The sequence below is a fragment of the Pseudomonas sp. 02C 26 genome (genome assembly GCF_002843585.1).
In the GTDB taxonomy this organism is placed as follows: Bacteria; Pseudomonadota; Gammaproteobacteria; order Pseudomonadales; family Pseudomonadaceae; genus Aquipseudomonas; species Aquipseudomonas shirazensis.
Window position 1 is genome coordinate 2,825,816 of record NZ_CP025262.1, and the last position, 21,385, is coordinate 2,847,200.

Sequence of the window (21,385 nt, forward strand, 5' to 3'; positions counted from 1 at the left end):
CGGGATCCTTACTTCCTGCATCAGTGGAACGACATGTCCCGTACCAATACCTTTACTCTTCTGGCGGCCTGCATTGCCGCCGCTTCGCCAGCCGTGGCCGCAGAGCCGACGAGCAAGGTCGTCGCCCTGCCCTCTATCGCGATCAGCGAACGCCGCGACGCAAGCGCCGACCTCACCAGCAGCAGCGAGACCGGCTCGCGCCTCGGCCTCACTGCCTTCGAAACACCAGCCAGTGTCAGCAGCCTTAGCGCCGAACAGATCCAGCAGCGCAGCAACCTCACCGTGCAGGATGCGGTCACCCGCACCCCGGGTATCACCTCCATCGGCACCCCAGGCGATGGCGGCACTGGCCTCAGCGCACGCGGCTTCAACGGCCATGGTTCGGTGATGACCCTGTTCGACGGCGCGCGCCTGTACACCGGTGCCGGCACCCAGACTTTCCCGGTCGACCCATGGCTGGTCGAACGTATCGAAGTGCTGCGCGGGCCGGCTTCGGTGTTGTACGGCGAAGGCGCCACCGGCGCGGTGGTCAACGTCATCCCGAAAAAGCCCGTGCAAGGCGAGATCCACAACCAGCTGCGCCTGGGCTACGGCTCATGGGACCGCCAGCAACTGGGCCTGGACAGCGGCGGCAGCCTGAGCGAGCGCCTCAGCTACCGTGCCACCATCAACCAGCAGCAAGGCAATGGCCATATCGACCGCGGCGACTCACGCAGCATGGCCCTGAGCCTGGCACTGCGCTTCGATGCCAACGAAGACCTGAGTTTCACCCTCGCCCACGAACGCGGCGACGCCGAGCCGATGAACTACTTCGGCACACCGCTGATTGCCGGGCACTACCGTGACAGCCTGCGCGACAAGAACTACAACGTGCGTGACGCCGAATTGCGCTACCACGATGAATGGACCCGCCTGAGCAGCGAGTGGGCTATCAGCGACAACGTCAGCGCCAGCAACCAGCTCTATTACATCAAGAGCCGTCGCCACTGGCGCAACGCCGAAAACTACAACTGGGACGCAGACGTCGGCCAACTGCTGCGCAATGGCTTTCTCGAGATCAAGCACAACCAGGAGCAGATCGGTGATCGCCAGAGCTTCACCTTCCAGCACAGTCTGTTTGGCCTGGCCAGCACGACCGTGGTGGGCGCCGAATACAACAAGATCCGTTTCCGCCTGACCAACAACTGGCCCTACAACGATATCGGCAACGACTACATTGACCCGTGGCAGCCCGCGCCCGGCCAGTTCGTCAGCGCCACGCCGCTGCAACCGCGCTCGTTCAGTACCACCCACAGCGCAGCGCTGTTCGCCGAAAACCGCACGCAGTTGACTGAGCAGCTGTCGCTGGTCACCGGTATTCGCCGTGATCAAAACCACATCGAGCGCGATAACCTGGTCGACGGCAGCCGCACCGACCGCAGTCTCAGCGGCGGCAACTGGCGCGCAGGGCTGGTCTATGCGCTGACGCCGGACCTGTCGCTGTACGGCCAGTACTCGACCAGTGAAGACGGTGTGGAAAACCTGGTCAGCCTCAGCCCGGCACAGATGAACTTCGACCTGACCGAAGCGCGCCAGACCGAACTTGGCGTCAAGCAGCGCTTTCTTGATGGCCGTGGCGAGTGGACCTTGGCCGCTTATCACATCGTCAAGAAAAAGCTGCTGGTCGACGACCCTGTCAGCCATCAACCGCAACAGGCCGGCCAGCAGACCTCCGATGGCCTGGAAGCGACCCTCGAATTCGCCCTGGCCAACCAGTGGCAGCTGTCGGCAAACGCCGCCCTGCTACGGGCCAAGTACGACGACTTCAATGAAAGCGTGGCAGGCGTTGCCACCGACCGCAGCGGCAAACGCCCGGCCAATGTGCCGCGACGCAGTGCCAACCTGTGGCTGAGCAAAGGCTTTGGCCAGAACGTCGACGCGGGCGTCGGTCTGCGTTATGTCGACACACGTTACGCCGACACCGGCAATAGCCAGAGCATCCCCAGCTACACCGTGGTCGATGCCAACCTGGGCTGGCAAGTGCTGCCTGATGTGCGCCTGGGCCTGCAGTTGAACAACCTGTTAAACCGCAACTACGTGACGGCCGCCTACAGCGGCGAGCAGTGGCTGCTGGGCGCACCACGCTCGTATTTCGCCACGCTGGACTACAGCTTCTAAACCCGATTTACCCTGGCTGGCCGCGCAGCAACGGGCTAGCCAGGGCCTTCATGGGCACTACGCTCACCGACAAAAGACTTTCAACAGGAAAACCAATAGTTATAAGATAACGTTACACAAAACTTCACCAGCGAAATTTCATGACAAGCGCTCTGACCTCCCCCACCCTCGTCAGCCAACGCCTGCAGAGCATCGATGCCCTGCGCGGGCTGGTCATTCTGTTCATGCTGCTCGATCACGTACGCGAGACCTTCTTCATGCATCATCAGGTGGTTGACCCGATGACCATCGAAAGCACCGAACCTTCGCTGTTTTTCAGCCGCACCCTGGCGCATCTGTGCGCCCCGGTGTTCGTCCTGCTGACCGGTCTTTCGGCCTGGCTGTATGGCGAGAAGTATCAAGGCCGCGGCGCCACCTCGGCGTTCCTGTTCAAGCGCGGGCTGTTTCTGGTGGTGCTGGAATTCACCCTGGTCAACTTCGCCTGGACCTTCCAGTTGCCCCCGACGGTGATCTACATGCAGGTGATCTGGGCGATCGGCGTGAGCATGATCGCGCTGTCACTGCTGGTCTGGCTGCCACGCCCGGCGCTGATCGCGCTCAGTGCGCTGATCATCGCCGGGCATAACCTGCTCGACGGCGTGCACTTTGCGCCCGGCTCGGTCATGCATGTGCCGTGGGCGATCCTGCATGACCGCGGCTGGCTGGAGGTGTCCGACAGCCTGCGCATGCGCACTTCCTACCCAGTGCTGCCGTGGATTGGCGTGATTGCCCTTGGCTACGCCCTCGGCCCCTGGTTCGCCCGCAGCAGCGTCGCCAGCGTGCGCCAACGGCGCTTGCTGCTGGCGGGTGTAGCGGCCCTGCTCGGCTTCGTCGGCCTGCGCCTGCTCAATGGCTACGGCGAAGCGCCCTGGAGCAGCTACCCGAGCCTGATGCAGACCGTGATGAGCTTTTGCAACATCACCAAGTACCCACCGTCGCTGCTGTTCCTGGCGCTGACGCTGGGCGCCGGGCTGCTGTTGCTGCGCGGTTTCGAACGCGCCGGCCAGGCGCGCTGGATCAGTGTGTTGGCAGTGTTCGGCGCGGCGCCGATGTTTTTCTACCTGCTGCACCTGTATGTGCTCAAGCTGCTGTACCTGGCCTGTGTCGCGCTGTTCGGGCTCAATCAGGGTGGTTATTTCGGCTTCGACAGCATCGGCTTCATCTGGCTGACTGCAGGCTTGCTGGCGGCGGCGTTATACCTGCCGGTGCGCCAGTTTGCCCAACTCAAGGCGCGCCGCCGCGACATCAGCTGGCTCAAGTATCTCTGAAAAGCGTTTTCCCCCGGCGGCGTGATGGTCTACCATGCCGCCCGCCGGTTTCCATCACGGAACTAACAGGGAATCCCAGGCCTGCCCTTGAATGCAGGCGAAACGGAACTGCCCCCGCAACTGTAAGTGCCGAGCCTGCTCCATCGATGCCACTGGGTTGCTGACCCGGGAAGGCTGGAGCCAGGCCATGACGCACCAGTCAGGAGACCTGCCGGCAAACATTTACCAACCGGCGGGGTGTCCGGGCTGGCCATCTCCACCCTTCCCAGGGTGCTGCCTATTGCCGTGCGCAATGGGCAAGGCGATGCCTGTCCGTGGGTTCATTCCCCGCATTGTTCGATAGGAGATCGCCCACCCATGCTGCCCCGTTTCGTGACCCTGCTGGCAGGCCTGAGCCTGTCTGGCCTGGCCCAGGCCGCCGCCACCCACTATCCGCTGACCATCGACAACTGCGGCGCGGTGCAGACCTTTGCCCAGGCGCCGCAGCGCGCAGTGACCATCGGCCAGGCCGGTACCGAAATGCTCTATGCACTGGGCCTGGGCGACAAGCTGGTGGGCACCTCGCTGTGGTTCAACAACGTGCTGCCCGAGTTCAAGGCGCAGAACGACCAGGTCGAGCGCCTCGCTGACAACGACCCAAGCTTTGAAGCAGTGGTCGGCAAGCGCCCGCAACTCGTAGCTGCGCAGTTCGAATGGATGATCGGCGCACAGGGTGTGGTCGGCACCCGTGAGCAGTTCAACGAGCTGAACGTGCCGACCTATGTGCTGCCGTCCGATTGCGAAGGCAAGGACAACCTGGTCGGTGCCGACGGCACCCGGCTGCAACCGTTCCAGATCGCCAGCATCTACAAAAGCGTCAGCCAACTGGCCGCGATCTTCGACGTGCAGGCGCGTGGCGAAGCGCTCAACAATGAGCTCAAGCAGAGCCTGGACACTGCCCGCAAACAACTGGCCGGCCACGACCTGTCGCAGACCTCCGCCCTGTTCTGGTTCTCCAGTGCCGACCTCGACATCGACCCCTATGTCGCCGGCCGCCAGGGCGTGGCCGACTTCATGCTGCAGACCCTGGGGGTGCGCAACGTGGTCGAGTCCAGCGAAGAGTGGCCAACGGTTGGCTGGGAAACCCTGGCCAAGGCCAACCCGACCTGGCTGATCATCGCCCGCATGGACCGCCGCCGCTTCCCTGCCGATGACTACCAGAAGAAGCTCGAATTCCTCCGTAGCGACCCCGTCACCAAACACATGGACGCCGTTCGCGAGGGCCGCATCATCGTCCTCGATGCCGACGCGATGCAGGCCGGTATTCGCCTGTTCCGTGGCCTGGAAACGCTGTCCAACGCGTTTGTTTCGGGGAAAGCCGAGCAACCATGATGCGTCTGCTGCCCTACTGCGCCGCTGCCCTGCTCGCCTTGCTGGGGGCGATGCTTGCCGGTATCGCCATTGGTGAAACGCCAGTGGCGCCCAGCGTGGTCGTGCAGGTCCTGGCCAACCACCTGTGGGACGCCGGTTACCCAGTCGACCCGATCGACGCGGGCATCATCTGGAACTATCGCCTGACCCGTACCCTGGTGGCTGCCGCATGCGGCGCGGGGCTGGCGACCTGCGGGGTGATCCTGCAGGCGCTGCTGCGCAATCCGCTGGCCGAGCCGTATCTGCTTGGGTTGTCGGCGGGTGCTTCGACGGGTGCGGTCGCGGTAGCCCTGCTCGGGCTTGGTGGCGCTGCGCTGTCGATGTCGGGCGGCGCGTTCATTGGTGCACTGGCAGCGTTCGGCCTGGTCCTGTTGCTGTCGCGGGCCAGCAGTGCTGGCGGCGGCAATGCCCAGGTGATTCTGGCCGGGATCGCTGGCTCGCAGTTGTTCAGCGCGCTTACGGCATTCTTGATCACAAAGTCGGCGACTGCCGAACAGGCGCGCGGCATTCTGTTCTGGCTGCTGGGTAACCTCAGCGGCGTGCGTTGGCCGTCGGTGTGGCTGGCGGTGCCGGTGGCGCTGTTGGGTTTGGCGGTATGCCTGTGGCATCGGCGCACCCTCGACGCCTTTACCTTCGGCGCCGACTCGGCGGCCTCGCTGGGTATTCCGGTGCGCCGCAGCCAACTGCTGCTGATCAGCTGCGCGGCGCTGGTTACGGCAGTGATGGTATCGATTGTCGGCGCCATCGGTTTTGTCGGCCTGGTCATTCCGCACGCACTGCGCCTGCTGCTCGGCACCGGTCACAGCCGCCTGCTGCCGGCCAGTGCCCTGGGAGGTGCGCTGTTCCTGATCAGCGCCGATATCCTCTCGCGGACCTTGATTCCTGGGCAGGTGATTCCGGTCGGCGTGGTCACTGCGCTGATTGGCGCGCCGCTGTTCGCCTTGATTCTGGTAAGCCGCCGGGGGCGCGCATGAGCAACCTCAACAGCGTGAGTCTCGCGCCGCTCAGTTGCCGAGGCCTTGGTCTGCGTCTGGGTGGCAACGATGTGCTCGAAGCGGTCGAGCTTGAGGTGATCGCCGGGGAAACCCTCGGCGTGGTTGGCCCAAATGGCTCCGGCAAATCGACCCTGCTCAAACTGCTTGCCGGCCTGCTCAAACCGAGCAGTGGTGAAGTGCAACTGCTCGGCCAGCCACTGGCGCGCATGCCCCGGCGGCAGATCGCCCAGGCCTTGGCTCTGGTCGAGCAGCAAGCCGACACCAGCGATGCCATCAGTGTGTATGACGCCGTGGCCCTGGGCCGCACACCATGGCTGTCGGCGCTGGCGCCGTACTCCCCCGAGGATCGGCGCATCGTCGAGCAGGCCCTTACCGATCTTGACGCCCTGCACTTGCGCCAGCGCCTCTGGCACAGCCTGTCCGGCGGCGAGCGGCAGCGCGTGCACATCGCCCGCGCCCTGGCCCAGCGGCCGGGCGTATTGCTGCTCGATGAGCCAACCAACCACCTCGATATCCAGCACCAACTGAGCCTGCTGCAACAGGTCCAGGCACTGCCGGTGACGACCTTGGTGGCTTTACATGATTTGAACCAGGCGCTGACCTGCGACCGCCTCGCGGTGCTCGATCAAGGCCGCTTGGTAGCCCTCGGCAAGCCGCATGACGTGCTGACCCCAGAGCGCCTGCTGCTGACCTTCGGCGTGTACGCTCACTACCTGACCGATCCTTATGACGGCGCCCGCATACTGCGTTTTCGCGCCCCTTGAACACGGATGTTCCCACTATGTTTTCGCGCCCTCTCGCCTTGCTGCTGTGCAGCGCCCTGCTCGCCCCGCTGGCTCACGCCGAAGTCCACGAAGTAAAGATGCTCAACCGCGGCAGCGACGGCGCCATGGTCTATGAACCGGACCACCTGCACATCGCTCCCGGCGACAGCGTGCGCTTTGTGCCGAGCATGAGCGGGCACAATGCCGCGACCCTGGCCGAGCTGCTGCCAGCCGGCGCCGAAGCCTTCAAGAGCAAGCTCAATCAGCCCCACGAGCAGCAGTTCAGCGTGCCGGGGTTGTACGCCATTCAGTGCATACCGCACCTGGCGATGGGCATGGTCATGTTGATCCAGGTTGGCGAACCGGCGGTCGATATGCCGGCCCTGCCGGCGACCTTGCCAGCCCGGGCCAAGGCCCGTCTGCAGGCACAGTTGGAGAAACTGGGAGCAGGTCAGTGAGCCATTTCAAGCGCGCTGTTGCTCTGCTCCCGCTGATCACTGTCTCCCCTCTGGCAGTCGCCGAGTCTGCCCAGGCGAAGGCCAACGGGCTGATTGAAGACAGCAGCTGGAGCCTGCTCAACCGCAGCGTATTCGACCAGCGCGATTATCGTCACGGCGCCAGCAACAGCGGCGCACGCAACGCCTCCAAACCGCGTAGCGAGCGCAGCGGCAAAGCCGAAGAGTGGGGCTATGGCCTGATGGGCACCTTGCAGTCAGGTTTCACCCAGGGCCTGATCGGGGTTGGCGTCGATGCCCACGCTTACCTCGGCGTGCAACTCGACAGCGGCGGCGGCCGCGCAGGCAAGGCGCGCTTGCTCAGCGTGGACAATCAAGGCCACCCGAAAACCGAGTACAGCCGCGCTGGCGCCGCACTTAAACTGCGGATGGCCGATACGGTGCTGAGCTACGGTGAACAACGGGTAAAAACGCCGGTATTCAACGCCTCCGACAGCCGCCTGCTGCCAGAGACTGCAACCGGGTGGTTGTTGACCAGCAACGAAGTTGACATCTTGAAACTGGTTGCCGGGCACTTCACCGAGAGCGCCGACCGTAACGCCAGCAGCCACAACCAAGGCCTGGTGGTGAACTACTCGAATGCCCTCAAGGGCGACAGTTTCGACCTCGCCGGCATGGTCTGGAACCCGAGCGACTCCGTCAGCGCCAGCCTGTACACCTCGCGCTATGAAGACACCTGGAACCAGCACTACCTGGGCAGCACCCTCAGCCACGCGTTGAGCGACCAACGCAGCGTCAGCCTCGACCTCAACCTGTACCGCACCCGCGACACCGGCAAGGCCTTGTCCGGGCAGATCGACAACACCACCTGGAGCCTGGTCTCGCGCTACAACCACGGGCCACACGGTTTCAGTCTCGGCTGGCAGCAAGTGCACGGCGACACCCCGTTCGACTACGTCAGCCGCGGCGCCATTTTCATCAGCAACGCGGTGCAGCTGTCCGACTTCAACGCCCCCAATGAGAAGTCCTGGCAGGCGCGCTACGACCTGGACATGGGCGCCTACGGCGTGCCTGGGTTGAACCTGACGGCGCTGTATGTGCGCGGTTTCGATATCGACGGCAGTCGTGTCGATCCACGCGGCGGTTATGCCTATCTCGGTTATGGCCGCGGCGGCAAACATTGGGAACGCGACCTGGAAGCGCGCTATGTAGTACAGAGCGGCAAGGCCAAAGGCACGGTGTTCTCTCTGCGGCATGACCTGCATCGTGGGAACACGGCGCAAGCTGAGCTGGATGCGGATCAGATTCGGGTAGCGGTGGAGTATCCGCTTACGGGTGGGTTTTGAGGCAGGCAGAGCGAAGCTGATCAGAACGAGAAACTCTGACTGCGTCTGCGCTTATCTACCTCAGTCGGTTCGCCAAACGGTCCCGGCAACCTGCCGACGGCGACGCCTTAGCTCAACCCCCACAGTGCCTTCTCACCCACTACACCAGCAGCAACTGCATATGCGTCGTTTGCCATACAGGGTCCTGTTCAATATCGGTGACGACAAACCCTTGCCGCTCCCAGAAGCGAATCGCTCCTGGCAGAAACGGATGCGTATGCAGATACAAACATTCGATTCCAGCAGCCTTGGCCCGCAACCGCAGCTCTGCAAACAGCGCTGCGGCCAGGCCACAGCGGCGGTACTCGGGCAAAACGAACAGCCGCACCACTTCCACCACAGTGAAGTCGTGATAATTCAGCTGGCTAAAGCGGTGGTCGTAAGGCAGGAAGCCGATGGCTGCGACCAGCCGGCCGTTGTCGCGCGCGGTCAGGAAACAGCCGCCACCTTGCAGGTAGGTATCGCTGAACCGGGCAAGGTCAGCAGGCAGCGGTGCGTCAGCCAGCAGCGGAAACAGCTCCCGCCGCGAGTCGTTGACGAACGCGACCACCTCGTCGATGGCATCGGCGGCTACCGAAGTGATGATCCAGTCTGTCATTGCGCTCAGGCCTTGAAGCGAGGTGAAAGCCAACTTCTACCCGATCGCCAGCCCGTGCGCAATTGCACGGGAGTGCTCAAGCTGACTGGCGAAACGGCAGGCGCTGCGGATCAGTCCGCAACGTCGCGGCAAAACTGTTCTTGAGGGGGTATTCAGCTGCAGCTGGGCAGCCGCTGTCAAAAACGATGTGTTTACCTTCCGGACATCTGTGCAGGCCGTTTCCCACGCAGCGCAACTGCCACGCAGGCCCTGGAAAAACGGTAAACTTGCCACCCCACTGTGCCCAAGGGCTGCTCGATGAATCGCTTGCTCAACCTGCTGCTGCCCGTGCTCTTGCTCGGTGCCCTCGCTGCCTGCGACCAGCAGCCCAGCCGCGAACAACAGATCCTCGCCAAGCTGCCCTTGCAAGCCGCCTACGAGCACAACATCGGCAGGATGGCCTCACTGCTGGCCATGACCCACCCGCAGGTCCCCGAAGAGCAGATCAAGCAGGTACTGCGCAAACACCTCACCGTCGAGGACCAGCGCAACGACCTGTTCAAGCTGTACAGCACAGCCAACTTCAGCGATGCCGAATTCGAGACCATCGTTGAGGCAACGCAAAATCCCGAGAAAGCCAAGGCACTCGGCGATACCGAGCAGGGCAAACGCCTCAGCGAGAAGCTCACCGGTCTGATGCGCGCCAGCGCCCAGGACAAAGCGGTACAGGCCCTCGCCGCGCAACGTATGCAGCAGGTCGAGGACGATCTGCAAGCACTGCCTTGAACAGCCCGGTTTAGCTGTAGCTGTAATCACGCGAAACGCATAAGGTATTTCGCAGTAACCCGTCAGTGAGGTCAGGATTGCCACACGCCAAGAAAGGACTGCGCCTGGATCTGCGCACACTCATCCTCGTACTCTCGGCGCTGACTGCAGTGACCATGCTGCTGACCAGCTATTTCGCCAGTTACCGGGTACAACGCCAACTGCTGATCGACCATTCACTGGAAGCCAACCGGGTCTACGCGGCAAAACTTGCAGCAATCACCGATACGTTTCTGGGCAACGCGCTGCAGCAACTGGGCTTCAGTGCCGGGGTGCAGGCGCACAACCTGAACGATGCGCCCTCGCTGCTGGCCGAGACCGAGCGGGTGCTGCAGCAGAGCATCGCCTTCAACTCGACCTTTCTGGTCGATGCGCAGGGGTTTCTGCGCGCCGTGTCGCCCGCGCCACTGCGCCACCTGATCGGCACGCATGTGCAGACGCCAGGCTCGCAAGAGGCCCTGCGCGAACGCCGCCCGCTGGTATCAACACCTTTTCTGTCGGCAGCCAATAATCTGGTGGTGGTGCTGTCACAGCCGATCTTCGATGGGCAAGGCCAATACCTGGGCTATGTCGGCGGCAGCGTGTACCTGCGTGAACGCAACTTCCTCAACAGCATGCTCGGCGAGCACTACTACAAGGATGGCTCGTACCTGTACGTGGTCGACCGTAACCGGCGTCTGCTCTATCACCCAGACCCGGAGCGGGTCGGGACAGTGGTCGAGGGTAATTCCCTGATCGATCAGCTCCCCGCCCTGTCTGAGGGCACTCGGCAGATCCACAACAGTGCCGGCGTGGAGATGCTCGCCGGTTTTGCCACAGTGCCAAGCACGGGCTGGGGCGTTATCGCGCAGCAGCCGCTGAGCCAGACAGTAGCGCCAATGCGTCAGCTGATTCTGAATGTGGTGCTACTGTCGGCGCCGTTGGCATTGCTTGGTTTTCTCGCCCTGTGGTGGTTTGCCCTGGCCATCACCCGGCCCCTGTGGCAACTGGCGGCGGGCGCGCTGGCGCTGGACCGCCCTGGCACGGCCGAACATCTGCACAAGGTGCGTGCTTGGTACTTCGAAGCGGCCGAGTTGAAGCGCGCTTTGCTGTTTGGCCTCAATCTGCTGCAGGAGCGCATCGGCCGGCTCAACCGGGACGCGCAAACCGACCCCTTGACCGGGCTCGGTAACCGCCGCAGCCTCGAATACAACCTGTCGCTGCTCAAGGCCGAGGAGCGTAACTTCGCCGCTGTCGTGCTCGACATCGATCACTTCAAACGGATCAACGACACTTACGGCCATGCAGTGGGTGATCAGGCCCTGCGCCAGTTGGCCGAGCTGATGCGCAGCTGTTGCCGTGAAGTCGACGTGCTCTGCCGCACCGGTGGCGAGGAGTTCATCATGATCCTGCCTGGCGCCAGCCTGGAGATCGCCATCGTGGTTGCCCAGCGGTTGCGCATTTGCGTGCAGGACACACCGCTCGCTGCGGTCGGTGCGATCACCGTGTCGCTGGGCGTAGCCCATTGGCAGGCCAACTCTGGCAGCCTGCCGGCCGAGGTGCTCAGCGAGGCCGACGCTGCGTTGTATGTGGCCAAGCAGAACGGGCGCAATCAGGTCCAGGTCGCGCACAGTGGCGAGGCGGCGCACAGCTGAACTGAGCGTTTGCCGCGGCGCTGATGTCCAAGCTGCAGCCCCATCGACCCGGAGATGACCATGCCCCGTCTGGGCTTTGCCTGTATGTACCGCCACCCGCATCGCAGCCTGGCGATCAAGGAACTGGAGGCCATCGAAAAGGCCTTCAATCCACGCACCACGACCTTGCGCTGGCTCAACAGCGCCAGCGTCGAAGCCGCTGCGGCAAAGCTGCTGGAGCTGGTCGAGCACAATCTCGATGCCCAGTTGCGCCTGCTGGCGTACGTGGCGGAGCTGCCGCCAACCCTGCGCATGGTGCGTTTGAGCAGCGACCTGCTGCCGCTCTACAGCCACCCGCAAGTGGCGGAGTTCTACCGTAACCCGAACGTTCAGGCTGACCTGCAGACACGCCTCGGCGCGATTGGCGCGTTTGCCCGCAGCGCGGATCTTCGCCTGTCGTTTCATCCCGGCCAGTACTGCGTACTCGGCTCGGACCGCCCCGACGTAGTCGAAAACAGCCTGGCCGAGTTCGAGTACCACGCCGACATGATCCGCATGATGGGCTACGGCCAGCGCTTTCAGGACTTCAAGTGCAACGTGCACATCGCCGGGCGTTTGGGTGCCGCTGGCGTGCGTGCCGTATGGCCGCGCCTGTCGCAGGAAGCGCGTAATGTCATCACCTTCGAGAACGATGAAAAGACCTACGGCGTCGACGATTGCCTGGGCCTGGCCGACCTTGCGCCGGTGGTGCTGGATATCCATCACTGCTGGATTCACGAGAACGACTACATCGCCCATGACGACCCACGGCTGGCGCCGATCATCGCCAGCTGGCGCGGCGTGCGCCCGGTGATGCACTACTCGCAGCCGCCCGAGCGCCTGCAGGAACTGGGCTTTACCGCGCAGCAGAAGCTGGAGATTCCAGCCTTGCTGGAGCAGGTCAACAAGCGTGATCTGTACCAGCACAGCGAGCGCATGTGGAACGACTGGACCAACCGTTACGCGCTGGGCTTCATGGGCGACTTCGACATCATGTTCGAGGCCAAGCACAAGAACCTCGCCACCCTCGACTTCTATCAGCGCTACGTTGATGGCGCTGCCGCCGGCATTTGATTGGAACACCGTCCGTCAGTCCCGGGGCACCCTCATCGACGAGGCAAGGCCCAATGCATGTACTCACATGAACGGGAGATACACCATGAAGCGGATGCATGCACTTTGTCTCGCAGTCTGCCTGGGCGCCACCGCGCCACTGGCCATGGCCGCGACCAACATGAATGGCAACGACGCGCCAAGCACTCAGACCGGCGGCGCTACCGGCGTTGGCCCGGGCACCATGAACAGCGACGGCACGGGCACCGGCACCATGCAGCGTGACGGCACTGGCAGTGGCACCATGAACGGCAGCGGTACCGGTGGCATGGGCGGCAGCACCACTGACAGCGATGACAACCAAGGCGGCACCGGCGGCAGTGGCATGGGCGGCTCAGGCAGCGGCACTGGCTCGGGCAGTTCCGGTAGCGGCAGCTCCGGCGGTGCAGGCGGTGCAGGCGGCGGTGGCGGCGGCTAATTCACTGGCCGTTGCACGTTAAACGCCGGCATGTTCGAATTGCGATTCGTGCGTGCCGGCTTCGCTCAGGATGCGGGTTTCAAGCACCGGGCAAAATGTAACAACCCTTGTCTTAATACTGTCATGTTTACTTCATAGGATTGTCTCTGAACTGCCATCTATGGCCCCACGGCTTATTTCAGGGATGAACCGCAGCATGCGTCGAGTCGTATTCAATCAAAAAGGTGGCGTGGGCAAATCGAGCATTGCCTGCAATCTCGCCGCCGCCAGTGCTGCAGAGGGTTACCGCACGCTGCTGGTCGATCTCGATCCCCAGGCCAATGCCACCTACTACCTGACCGGTTTGAGCAACGATCAGATCCCCCCCGGCATTGCCGACTTCTTCAGGCAGACCCTCAGTACCAGCCCTGAAGGCAAGAAGAACCGTGTGGCCATCAGCGAGACACGCTACGCCAACCTGCATCTGGTCACTGCCAGCCCTGAGCTGGCCGATTTGCAGACCCGTCTGGAAAGCAAATTCAAGATCAACAAGCTGCGCAAGCTGCTGGTCGCGCTGTCGGAAGATTACGAGCGGATCTATATCGACACCCCGCCTGCGCTGAACTTCTATACCTTCAGCGCCCTGCTTGCCGCCGAGCGCCTGCTGATTCCGTTCGACTGCGACAGCTTCTCGCGCCAGGCGCTGCTCAACGTCATGGCCGAAGTTGCAGAGCTGCGCCACGACCACAATGCCGAACTTACCGTCGAGGGCGTGGTGGTCAATCAGTACGCCGGGCGTACCGCACTGCACCAGACCCTGGTCGAGCAACTGCGCGGTGAAGGCCTGCCGATTCTGCCGGTGTACCTGAGCGCCTCGATCAAGATGCGCGAGTCGCACCAGGCGGCCGTGCCGCTGGTCCATCTGGCACCCACGCACAAATTGGCCCGCGAGTTCGTCGACCTGCTCGATGTATTGGAACGCGCCGCCTGACACCCAGGTGCGACAATCCACCACAGCCAGTCAGCACTCAGGCGATGCTGAGCTGATGGTAGATTCACCGCCATGAAAATCCCCCGCCAGAGCCGTGCGCTGACTGCCTGGGCGCTGTATGCCAGCGTCCTCTTCAGCCTATTGATCTGCGGTTTGCACCACGGCCAGATGAGCGGCCTGCAACTGTCCGGGCTCAACGGTGGCTTCTGTTCGCTGTCCAGCGAGCACGGGCCGGCGGTCGACCTTGGCGACTCCAGCGGTGATCAGCACATGGCGCAGCTGGACTGCCCGGTGTGCTCATCGTTTGTTCAAGCGGTGGCACCGAGCAGCACCGGCTGGTGGTTCGAGCGCCAACGCGGCAGCGCGCCGTCGCCGATGGTCCAGCGCAGCTGGGCCCAACCGCCGCCACGCTATGTGCGCCCTGCCCTCAACCCACGCGCCTCCCCTGCCATCCACGCAGCGCCAGCAACCTTCGTCTGAGCCGCCCGGGCCACTTGCCCGCAGGTGTGTGCTCAGCCATGACTTTTGCGTGGAAACCACAACAACATGATCCGTCAGACTTCCCTGGTGCTCCTGGCGAGCACCTGCAGTATCGCCTGGGCCGACCACTCGGCCATCGAACTCACCGCCACCAGCATCGACGCCAGCCGCGCAGCGCCCTCGGGCGTGCAACTGGACGAGCCGATCCGTACCGGCTCCAAGCTCGGCCTGACCGCGCGGCAAACGCCCGCCTCGGTCAGTGTTTCCGACCGCAGCGTGATCGAACAACGCGGGGCCAAGGACACCCAGGACGTGATCAACGCCATGACCGGCGTAAATGCCTCGGCCAACCCCGGCTACGGCGGCTTTGTCAGCTACCGCGGCTTCACCCAGAACCAGGTCACCCAGCTCTTCAACGGCATCAACCTCGGCTATAGCAGCGCTACTCGCCCGGTGGACGCCTGGGTCATTGATCGCGTCGAACTGATCGGAGGGCCGTCGTCGTTCCTGCATGGTGCCGGTGCAGTCGGCGGCTCGATCAACTACATCAGCAAGCTGGCCAGCCGTGATCAGCAGACCATCGATGGCCGCCTGCGTTATGGCAGCTTCGACGATTCGGAAATCGCCTTCGGTATCAATCAGGCGCTGGCCAGCAACCCGGCCGAGGCCCACCACTTCGTGCGCCTGGATTTCAGCCGCGGCCACAGTAACGGATACATCGACCGCAATGAGCGCGATACCGACAGCCTGGCGTTGTCCTTGCTCAGTGAGCTGACCCCCGACCTCACCCACACGCTGGCCATCGAGTACCAGCAGGACAAGGAAGTCAGCCCCTACTGGGGCGCGCCGATCCTGCCGGGGCGCAGCACCATGAAGATCGACAACAGCCGCCGCTTCGAGAACTACAACGTCGCCGACGGCCGCTATGAACAGCGCGTGCGCTGGTTGCGGTCGATGCTCGACTACCAGATCAGCGACGCCACCAGCGTGCACAACACCCTGTACCACTACGACGCCCAACGCGATTACCGCAACCTTGAGCGGTACAGCTACAACGCCGCGGGCAATGTGCAGCGCGGCAGCCCATACCTGCAGCGCCATGAGCAAACGGTACTGGGCGACCGTATCGAACTGCGCCACGCCAACAGCCTGCTTGGCCTGTCGAGCCAGTGGGCGATGGGCGTGGATTACTCGCGCATGCGCCAGGACCTCTACCCCACTGCGGGCAGCTGGAGCGACGTGGTCGACCCAGACCATTTCGACCCTGGCAGTTTCGGTGACATCCCGGGGGTCAATACCGGCCTGACCCGCCAGCGCCATCACCAGATCGACAATCGCGCAGTGTTCGCTGAAAACCGCCTGCAGTTGACCGATCGCCTGGCCTTGCTCACAGGCCTGCGCTACGACTACCTGGAAATGCAGGTGGACAACTACGGCACGGTTTCGCCCACCAGCCCAGCCTACTTTGAACGCCGTTGGGAACCGCTCAGCGGGCGGGTCGGCTTAACCTATGAACTGACACCTAGCGCCAACGTGTACCTGCAGTACAGCACCGCTGCCGACCTGCCGGCCGGGTCGTTGGCCGCCGCCACCTATTCCAACGTCGGCCTGTTCGATCTGTCCAAGGGCGAGCAGTGGGAAGCCGGCAGCAAGTTCGACTTTCTCGAAGGTCGCGGCGCGGCAACCGTTGCGCTGTATCAGATCGTGCGCAAGGACTTTGCCGTGCGCGATTCGAGCAACCCCAACCTCACGGTGCAAGCCGGTCAGCAGACCTCACGCGGGATCGAACTGGCTGGGCGTTTTCAAGTCACGCCAACGCTGCTGGCCGAAGCCAACTATGCCTATGTTGACGCGCAGTACGATGAGTTCAACGAGGCCGCCAATGGCGTCTCGGTATCGCGTAAAGGCAACGCGCCGGTCAACGTGCCGGCCAATGTCGGCAACCTGTGGCTGACCTACAGCTTCGATACGGTTTGGTCGATGGGCGTTGACGGACGTTATGTCGGCTCGGTCTACGCCGACAACGCCAACACGTTGAAGGCGCCGGCCTATACCCTGTTCGGTGCATTCGCGCGCTATCAGGTCGACCGCAACACCGCACTGACCGCACGGGTGCGCAACCTGACCGACGAGGTCTACGCCAAGCAGGCATACGGCCTGCAGTACTACATGGGCGCGCCGCGTACGCTCGAGTTGGCCATGGACGTGCGTTTCTGATGGTGCCTCAACGTCGTGCCGAGACCAGCAACATCATTGGCCGTTCAAGCTCTTCAGCCAGCGCCGGCCAGGCCTCGATCTGCTCTGGGCTCGGTGCAAACTCCTCAATCCGGGCAACCTGGAAACCCGCCTCGATCAAGCTGTTGAGCGTGCTGGCCAGGGTGCGGTGATACTTCAACACATCTTTGGCAAACCAGTCACTGCGCCGCTCGCCTTCAACTGCGTAGCGGCTCACCGGCCAACTCAGGCTGCCGTTCTCGGCGTGCTGCCAGTGCGCGCCGGCAGCGGCCATGTAGATCGGGTGTTCACAACTGAACACCAACTGGCCGCCCGGTACCAGTGCCTGGTACAGCGTTGCGATCAGGCGTGGCAAGTCTTCGATGTAGTGGAAGGTGAGCGCACTGTAGGCCAGATCGAACGCTGCTGCTGGCAGCGTGAGGCTTTCCAGATCAGCGATGCGGTACTCGATCGCCGGATCATGGGTATCGTGCCGGGCACGCGCGAGCATGTTCTGCGACAGGTCCAGCCCTAGCACCGAGGCCGCGCCTTGCTCGCGCATCCAGCGCGACGCCCAACCAAAGCCGCAACCCAGATCGACCACCCGTTTGCCGGCGAGTACAGGCAACATGGCGCGCAAGCTGGGCCACTCGGGAGCGCCAGCGAGCCCCTGAGTCTGACGTGGCAACTGGCTGTAACCGGCGAAAAATGCAGGGGTGTCGTAGATATTCTGGGCCATGACAGGGTCCGTGAGTGGCACAAGCACGAACTCTAACCTGAGATCGCAGAGCACGGCCACTAGCTGCTCAGTTGGTCGGGCAGCTCAGGACGCTTGCGCCACCGCACCAATGAAGTTGGCCAGCTCGGCGGTTTGCGGCGCGGCGAACACCTCCTGCGGATTGCCCACTTCATGCACCTTGCCCTGGTGCATGAACACCAGTTTGTCGCCCACTTCCCGGGCAAAGCGCATCTCGTGAGTGACCATGATCAGGGTCATGCCCTCCTTGGCCAGCTGGCGTACCACCCCCAGCACCTCGGTCACCAGTTCCGGGTCCAATGCCGAAGTGATCTCGTCACACAGCAGCACTTTCGGCGACATCGCCAGCGCACGGGCGATGGCCACCCGCTGTTGCTGGCCGCCAGAGAGTTGATCCGGGTAGGCATTGAATTTCTCGCCCAGGCCGACCCGCGCCAGCATCTGCTCAGCCAGTTGCCGCGCTTCGCCCTTGCTGGTCTTCTTCACCACCTGCGGCGCCAGCATCACGTTCTCGCCGACGCTCAGGTGCGGGAACAGGTTGAACTGCTGAAACACCATGCCCACCTTCTGGCGCAGGCTGCGCAGGTCGGCGCGGGCAGCGTCGAGGTACTCGCCGTCGACTTCGATGACGCCGTCACTGATCGACTCCAGGCCGTTGAGGGTGCGCAACAAGGTGCTCTTGCCCGACCCGCTGCGGCCGATGATCGCGACCACTTCGCCCTCTTCGATGCTCAGGTCAACGCCCTTGAGCACGTGGTTGTCGCCGTAATACTTGTGCAGCGCAGACACTCTAAGCAGGGCCATGCAGCCTCCTTTCCAGATAACGGGCGCTCAATGAGAGCGGATAGCAGAGGATGAAGTAGCCCACGGCGACCAGGCCGTAGGTCAGGAACGGCTCGAAGGTGGCGTTGGCGAGCATGCCGCCGGTCTTGGTCAGTTCGGTGAAGCCGATGATCGACGTGACCGCGGTGCCCTTGACCACCTGCACCGAGAAGCCCACCGTCGGCGCGATGGCGATGCGCATGGCCTGCGGCAGGATCACATAGCGCAGTTGTTCGAGCCGGCTCAGCGCCAGGCTGCCGGACGCTTCCCACTGGCCACGGCCGATCGACTCGACACAACCGCGCCAGATCTCGGCAAGGAACGCGCTGGTAAACAGCGTCAGGGCAATTGCTGCTGCCATCCACGCCGAAACGTCGATGCCGAACAGCGCGATGCCGAAGAACACCATGAACAGCTGCATCAGCAATGGCGTGCCCTGGAACAACTCGATATAGCCCCGGGCCAGGCCGCGCAGATAAGGGTTTTCCGAGATCCGTGCGAGCAGCAACAGCAAGCCGGCAACGCCGCCGCAGACAAACGCCACCAGCGACAGCAACAAGGTCCATTGCAAGCCGGTCAGCAGGTTGCGGACGATATCCCACAAGGTGAAGTCCATCAGCGTCTCCCCATCAGCCAGCGCTGGCCGAGCCAGGCCAGCAACTGCCGCACGCCGATGGCCATGAGCAGGTACAGCACGGTGGTCAGCAGATAAGTCTCGAACGCGCGGAAATTACGCGATTGAATGAAGTTGGCCGCGAACGACAACTCCTCGGTGGCGATCTGCGAACACACCGCCGAACCGAGCATGACGATCACGATCTGGCTGCTCAGCGCCGGCCAGACCTTGGCCAGTGCCGGCTGCAGAATCACATGTCGAAACGCCTCGAAGCGGCTCATGGCCAACGCTGCAGCCGCTTCCAGCTGGCCCTTGGGGATGGCCATGATGCCGGCGCGGATGATCTCGGTGGAGTACGCGCCGAGGTTGATCACCATCGCCAGCACTGCCGCTTCCCATTCACTCAGGCGCACGCCAAGCGCCGGCAAGCCAAAGAAGATGAAAAACAGCTGGACCAGGAACGGCGTGTTGCGGATCAGCTCCACATACACCCCGAACACCGCGGAAAACGGCTGCAGACGCCAGGCCCGGACCACCGCGCCGAGCACGCCGATGGCCAGCCCCAGCACGGTGCCGACCACCGTCAGTTGCAGGGTGAACAGCGCGCCCTTGAGGAGCAGGTCAGCCTGGGCCAGCACCGGGACGAAATCAAATTGATAGGCCATCGAACAGCAACTCCAGGCGCGGCTTAAAGGTCAGCCGGAAGCGGCTGCTTCAGCCATTTTTCCGCATTGCGATTGAGGCTGCCGTCAGCCTTGGCTGCATCCAGCGTGGCGTTGACCTTGTCCAGCAGTGCCGGCTCCTGCTTGGCCAGGCCGACATACACCGGCGAGTCCTTGAGCTTGACCTTGAGTACCGGCACCTTGGCCGGGTTCTTCTCGGCGATCACCGCCATGACCACGCTGCCACTGGCGATCAGCTCGACCTGCCCAGCCAGGTAGGCGGCGATGGTCGAGTTGTTGTCTTCAAAGCGCTTGATGGTTGCGCCCTTGGGGGCCACTGCCGACAGCTCCATGTCTTCGATCGAGCCGCGGGTGACGCTGATGGTCTTGCCAGCAATGGCATCGATGCTGTCGATCTTGGTCTCGGCCGGGCCGAACACAGCCAGGTAGAACGGTGCGTAGGGTTTCGAGAAGTCGATCACCGCCGCCCGCTCCGGATTTTTGCCCAGGCTTGAGATCACCAGGTCAACCTTGCCGGTGGTGAGGAACGGGATACGGTTGGTGCTGTTGACCGGCGTCAGCGCCAGCTTGACCCCAAGCTTGTCGGCCAGCAGCTGCGCGGTGTCGATGTCCAGGCCGCGCGGTTTGAGGTCAGGGCCGACCGAACCAAATGGCGGGAAGTCTTGCGGCACAGCGACTTTCAATACACCACGGGCGGTGATGTCGGCCAGCACGTCGGCTTGGGCCTGAACTGTGCCAAGGGCACCGCCGCAGAACACGGTAGCCAGAAACAGGGTACGGAACTTGGTCATGCACGAGCCTCGCAGGGTCAGAGTGGGCAACTGGACAGGCAGTTACACAGGACAAGTGCACGGGCCATGCCAGAAAGCTCGCGAAACCCCGCAAAAGCAGGCCAGCCCCTCTGCGCCACGGTCTTACTGGTCTGAACAGTTGCCTGCTGACTGAGGTAAGCACGCCGCGCTGCGCCCTGCATTTGTGCAAACCCCGTTCACCCTGCGCCAGCACGGAGCAAGGCTTGCCAGCGCCGCGCATTGCCCGTAAAAGGGTCGAACCCTGCCCTCTGACCGGTCTGAACTGCATGCTCGATACCCTCCCCCGCGCCGTCCCGGAAATCGCCTTGCAGGCAATCCGCAAACTGATCGATGACGGTGGTTATCTGCCCGGTGATGCCCTGCCCTCGCAGCGCGACCTGGCCGAGCAATTGGGAGTCAGCCGGGCCTCGTTGCGCGAAGCATTATCGACCCTCAGCGCGTTGGGCCTGGTCAGCGTGCAGCCCGGCAAGGGCGTGTTCGTGCTGGCCCCGGTGCCGGCCACCCCGGTGGGCTTCAGTTGGCCGTACGCCGAGCAGGTTTCTGCCGCCGACACCTTCCAACTGCGCTATGCACTGGAAGGCTTTGCCGCCGGGCAGGCGGCGCTGAACCTGACGGCCGACGATCTCGACCGGCTTGCCGCCAATGTCGAGGCCATGCGCCAGGAGTTGCGTGCGGGTAACTTCGAAGCGGCAGCGCGGCTGGACTTTGCCTTCCACCAGGCTCTGCTGCAGGCCGCCGGCAACCGCGCCATGCTGCATGTGATCACCGCCAGCCAGGACATCTTTCTGGAAAGCCAGAAGCTGCCGTTCATACGTCCGGAGCGGGCCATGGAAACCTGGCAGGAGCACAGCAAGATCCTCCGCGCCCTGGCCCGACGCTCGCAACTGGGCGCGCAGCGGGCCATGCAGGAGCATATCCGCAACGCGGCTTCGCGTACCGGCGTGGTGTTCCCGGTCTAGGCCGGCGCAACCGC

Annotated in this window: 21 protein-coding genes and 1 riboswitch; of the genes, 15 read left to right on the forward strand and 6 right to left on the reverse strand. The window is 63.2% G+C overall.

Translation table 11 applies throughout. The features are described from left to right. The first annotated feature begins 33 nt into the window (after nt 1-33). The 7 genes from CXQ80_RS12725 (at nt 34) to CXQ80_RS12755 (ending at nt 8,434) form a co-directional block, all read left to right on the forward strand. Nucleotides 34-2,157, forward strand: coding sequence for a TonB-dependent siderophore receptor (locus tag CXQ80_RS12725; protein WP_101319982.1), 2,124 nt, complete (start codon nt 34-36; stop codon nt 2,155-2,157). Nucleotides 2,158-2,297: 140 nt separating this feature from the next. Beyond that, nucleotides 2,298-3,464 carry a DUF1624 domain-containing protein gene (locus CXQ80_RS12730; protein ID WP_101319984.1) on the forward strand — a complete coding sequence of 389 codons (1,167 nt, stop codon included), beginning with the start codon at nt 2,298-2,300 and terminating at the stop codon, nt 3,462-3,464. A gap of 28 nt (nt 3,465-3,492) precedes the next feature. Beyond that, nucleotides 3,493-3,695, forward strand: a riboswitch (cobalamin riboswitch). A 126-nt stretch (nt 3,696-3,821) separates the two neighbouring features. Beyond that, on the forward strand, nt 3,822-4,835 hold the full coding sequence (locus tag CXQ80_RS12735) for an ABC transporter substrate-binding protein (protein WP_101319986.1): 1,014 nt from the start codon (nt 3,822-3,824) through the stop codon (nt 4,833-4,835). Next, nucleotides 4,832-5,848 carry an iron ABC transporter permease gene (locus CXQ80_RS12740; RefSeq protein WP_101319989.1) on the forward strand — a complete coding sequence of 339 codons (1,017 nt, stop codon included), beginning with the start codon at nt 4,832-4,834 and terminating at the stop codon, nt 5,846-5,848. Before CXQ80_RS12735 ends, CXQ80_RS12740 begins: the two co-directional genes overlap by 4 nt. Then, nucleotides 5,845-6,633, forward strand: a complete 789-nt coding sequence (locus tag CXQ80_RS12745) for an ABC transporter ATP-binding protein (RefSeq protein ID WP_101319992.1) — start codon at nt 5,845-5,847, stop codon at nt 6,631-6,633. Before CXQ80_RS12740 ends, CXQ80_RS12745 begins: the two co-directional genes overlap by 4 nt. 17 nt (nt 6,634-6,650) lie before the next feature. Then, on the forward strand, nt 6,651-7,091 hold the full coding sequence (locus tag CXQ80_RS12750) for a pseudoazurin (RefSeq protein WP_101319994.1): 441 nt from the start codon (nt 6,651-6,653) through the stop codon (nt 7,089-7,091). After that, nucleotides 7,088-8,434, forward strand: coding sequence for an OprD family porin (locus tag CXQ80_RS12755; protein WP_256585563.1), 1,347 nt, complete (start codon nt 7,088-7,090; stop codon nt 8,432-8,434). The genes CXQ80_RS12750 and CXQ80_RS12755 overlap by 4 nt, the downstream gene beginning before the upstream one ends. Nucleotides 8,435-8,573: 139 nt before the next feature. Here CXQ80_RS12755 and CXQ80_RS12760 read toward each other — a convergent pair whose 3' ends face one another. Then, on the reverse strand, nt 8,574-9,071 hold the full coding sequence (locus tag CXQ80_RS12760) for a GNAT family N-acetyltransferase (RefSeq protein ID WP_101319996.1): 498 nt from the start codon (nt 9,069-9,071) through the stop codon (nt 8,574-8,576). Between the two features lie 297 nt (nt 9,072-9,368). Here CXQ80_RS12760 and CXQ80_RS12765 point away from each other — a divergent pair, with 297 nt between their 5' ends. The 7 genes from CXQ80_RS12765 (at nt 9,369) to CXQ80_RS12795 (ending at nt 16,725) form a co-directional block, all read left to right on the forward strand. Beyond that, complete coding sequence (locus CXQ80_RS12765; protein ID WP_101323038.1) at nt 9,369-9,836, forward strand: hypothetical protein; 468 nt, start codon at nt 9,369-9,371, stop codon at nt 9,834-9,836. A gap of 77 nt (nt 9,837-9,913) precedes the next feature. Then, complete coding sequence (locus CXQ80_RS12770) at nt 9,914-11,509, forward strand: sensor domain-containing diguanylate cyclase (protein WP_101319998.1); 1,596 nt, start codon at nt 9,914-9,916, stop codon at nt 11,507-11,509. Nucleotides 11,510-11,569: 60 nt separating this feature from the next. After that, nucleotides 11,570-12,601: a UV damage endonuclease UvsE gene (locus CXQ80_RS12775; RefSeq protein ID WP_101320000.1), complete on the forward strand. Its 1,032-nt coding sequence runs from the start codon at nt 11,570-11,572 to the stop codon at nt 12,599-12,601. 85 nt (nt 12,602-12,686) lie between these two features. Continuing rightward, on the forward strand, nt 12,687-13,058 hold the full coding sequence (locus CXQ80_RS12780; RefSeq protein ID WP_101320002.1) for a hypothetical protein: 372 nt from the start codon (nt 12,687-12,689) through the stop codon (nt 13,056-13,058). Nucleotides 13,059-13,254: 196 nt separating this feature from the next. After that, nucleotides 13,255-14,028, forward strand: coding sequence for a ParA family protein (locus CXQ80_RS12785; protein WP_101323039.1), 774 nt, complete (start codon nt 13,255-13,257; stop codon nt 14,026-14,028). Between the two features lie 72 nt (nt 14,029-14,100). Next, the gene (locus CXQ80_RS12790; RefSeq protein WP_101320004.1) at nt 14,101-14,508 is read left to right on the forward strand and encodes a DUF2946 family protein; all 408 of its coding nucleotides are present in this window, start codon (nt 14,101-14,103) and stop codon (nt 14,506-14,508) included. A gap of 66 nt (nt 14,509-14,574) precedes the next feature. Next, nucleotides 14,575-16,725: a TonB-dependent siderophore receptor gene (locus CXQ80_RS12795; RefSeq protein ID WP_101320006.1), complete on the forward strand. Its 2,151-nt coding sequence runs from the start codon at nt 14,575-14,577 to the stop codon at nt 16,723-16,725. Nucleotides 16,726-16,732: 7 nt separating this feature from the next. On the opposite strand, the gene CXQ80_RS12800 is transcribed toward CXQ80_RS12795, so the two are convergent. From CXQ80_RS12800 to CXQ80_RS12820, 5 genes are all read right to left on the reverse strand, one after another. Next, nucleotides 16,733-17,461 carry a bifunctional 2-polyprenyl-6-hydroxyphenol methylase/3-demethylubiquinol 3-O-methyltransferase UbiG gene (locus tag CXQ80_RS12800; protein WP_101320008.1) on the reverse strand — a complete coding sequence of 243 codons (729 nt, stop codon included), beginning with the start codon at nt 17,459-17,461 and terminating at the stop codon, nt 16,733-16,735. Nucleotides 17,462-17,545: 84 nt separating this feature from the next. Continuing rightward, nucleotides 17,546-18,283 (reverse strand): amino acid ABC transporter ATP-binding protein, encoded by a 738-nt coding sequence (locus tag CXQ80_RS12805; protein ID WP_101320010.1) that lies wholly within the window; start codon nt 18,281-18,283, stop codon nt 17,546-17,548. Continuing rightward, nucleotides 18,270-18,920: an amino acid ABC transporter permease gene (locus tag CXQ80_RS12810; protein ID WP_178080829.1), complete on the reverse strand. Its 651-nt coding sequence runs from the start codon at nt 18,918-18,920 to the stop codon at nt 18,270-18,272. The genes CXQ80_RS12805 and CXQ80_RS12810 overlap by 14 nt, the downstream gene beginning before the upstream one ends. Continuing rightward, on the reverse strand, nt 18,917-19,582 hold the full coding sequence (locus CXQ80_RS12815) for an amino acid ABC transporter permease (RefSeq protein WP_101320015.1): 666 nt from the start codon (nt 19,580-19,582) through the stop codon (nt 18,917-18,919). The genes CXQ80_RS12810 and CXQ80_RS12815 overlap by 4 nt, the downstream gene beginning before the upstream one ends. A gap of 23 nt (nt 19,583-19,605) precedes the next feature. Beyond that, nucleotides 19,606-20,391: a transporter substrate-binding domain-containing protein gene (locus tag CXQ80_RS12820; RefSeq protein ID WP_101320017.1), complete on the reverse strand. Its 786-nt coding sequence runs from the start codon at nt 20,389-20,391 to the stop codon at nt 19,606-19,608. A gap of 287 nt (nt 20,392-20,678) precedes the next feature. Here CXQ80_RS12820 and CXQ80_RS12825 point away from each other — a divergent pair, with 287 nt between their 5' ends. Further along, nucleotides 20,679-21,371, forward strand: a complete 693-nt coding sequence (locus tag CXQ80_RS12825; protein ID WP_101323040.1) for a FadR/GntR family transcriptional regulator — start codon at nt 20,679-20,681, stop codon at nt 21,369-21,371. The last annotated feature ends 14 nt before the right edge of the window (nt 21,372-21,385 follow it).